Origin of the sequence: Geitlerinema sp. CS-897, from assembly GCF_028368005.1 — a bacterium.
Taxonomy (GTDB): domain Bacteria; phylum Cyanobacteriota; class Cyanobacteriia; order Cyanobacteriales; family Geitlerinemataceae; genus Baaleninema; species Baaleninema simplex.
Genome location: NZ_JAQNCQ010000208.1, coordinates 1 through 1,504, shown reverse-complemented (window position 1 = coordinate 1,504; position 1,504 = coordinate 1). Strand labels below are relative to the sequence as shown.

Below are 1,504 nucleotides of genomic sequence, written 5' to 3'. Positions count from 1 at the left end.
TCAATCCCTGCTGCTCTGGAGAGATTGGATGTTGGCGCTCATGGCGTTGAAGCCTCACAAATCTCTCCATTTTCAACGAGGGCTAGAGGCTCTATCCCTTGTGAGGCAGGGGGTCTAGCTATGTTGTCACCCTCTCAGGGCCAACTCAAACGGACGCTGAAAGCCACGGCCTCCCGCAAAGTTTTGAAAAACGAGCCTTTCAGCGGTGGCAGCGGAGGCGCTTTGACCACCTCGTCATCGCCGATGAGTTGGGGTGCGTTGCGATCGCCGCGATCGCCGCGAAACACTTCTGCTAAGGTGCCGGGACTGCCAATGCCAGCACACATTAACAGTAGGTTTAATACGAAATCCGCACCCCATACCCCCTTTTAACACGAGCGCCCAAAATCGATTCAAGTCTTTGCATACATGGATTTGACGGCGAAGTCCGCAAAACAGGGTTTTCACAACGGGATTCCGTATGATAAATTTACATTTTTGAGATGCCCCCCTTCAACGCTACATTCGATCGCTGTTGTAGTACCGATCGTCGATCGCAACGTTGTTCCTACACCATTTCGAGAAAAGTTCACCGCCATTCCCCTTGAAACACGAACGCCGCCCAATAAAACGGGTTTTTCCATTCCGCATCGACCTCGCCGCGCCACATCTCTAACTGCGCCGCCCGTAACGCCTCAGACGGCGTCATCCCGGCTTCGAGGTAGTTTCGATAAAATTGCTGCATCAGATGGGCTGTAGAGGCATCTGATACGCTCCACAACGACGCGATCGACCGCGAGGTTCCCGCTTGGAAAAAGCCCCGCGTCAATCCCACGACTCCTTCACCGCGAACCGTTTCCCCCACAGCCGTTTGACAGGCACTCAGAACTACTAAATCGGCAGGTAGATCGAGGTTGTAAATGTCGTGTAGGCGCAAATAACCATCGAGGGGATGTCCCGCCGAATCGACCAGCGATAACGCTAACGCTGACAAGCGGGGATTGACTTCGTCAAAACAGCCGTGGGTTGCCAGGTGAACGATGCGATAGTCGCTGAGAACGTCGCTGGTGACGAGTTGGCGCGTGGCGTCGAATTCTAGGGCGGTGAGTACGTCGGCGGTAGGAACCAAAGCAGAGATCCCTTCGGCTTCCGTCGCAGTACCCGGAAGCGGGGAGGGCGTAGTTTGATAGCAGGTTCCTCGCAATCCGAGATCGTCGTCTCCTCGCACCGACAACCCCGCGACTCCGTCTCCAAACACTGGATCGGCCACGATCGCCAAGGTTTTCGAGGGGGGACGGGAGCGGCGAAACTCCCGCACGATCGCGACCATCGAAGCCGAAGGTGCGTTGACGATTTCGTGGCGCTCCAACAGCGGTGTATAAGAAGGGTTTGCTGAAAAAGTTATCAAAAGCTGGGGGTGGAAAATGAACAAGAAGCCGTCTTGCTCAAGGTATAAATCTGAATTGACTTAACTCGTCCACTTTATAAGTTACAATAATATTTCTCGATAAAATTATGAAGTTTG

The 1,504-nt window shown here is 53.5% G+C and carries 1 protein-coding gene and 2 pseudogenes; 1 reads left to right on the top strand and 2 read right to left on the bottom strand.

Going from position 1 to position 1,504, the window contains the following annotated elements; genetic code table 11:
- Window positions 1–118: pseudogene (locus POG22_RS13240) on the top strand (IS4 family transposase); the annotation flags it as partial.
- 20 nt (window positions 119–138) lie between these two features.
- Here the strand turns inward: POG22_RS13240 and POG22_RS13235 are convergent.
- Both POG22_RS13235 and POG22_RS13230 read right to left on the bottom strand, forming a co-directional pair.
- Window positions 139–341 (bottom strand): annotated as a pseudogene (locus tag POG22_RS13235) (hypothetical protein); the annotation flags it as partial.
- A 227-nt stretch (window positions 342–568) separates the two neighbouring features.
- The gene (locus POG22_RS13230; protein WP_498905769.1) at window positions 569–1,387 is read right to left on the bottom strand and encodes a CHAT domain-containing protein; all 819 of its coding nucleotides are present in this window, start codon (window positions 1,385–1,387) and stop codon (window positions 569–571) included.
- Window positions 1,388–1,504 lie beyond the last annotated feature (117 nt).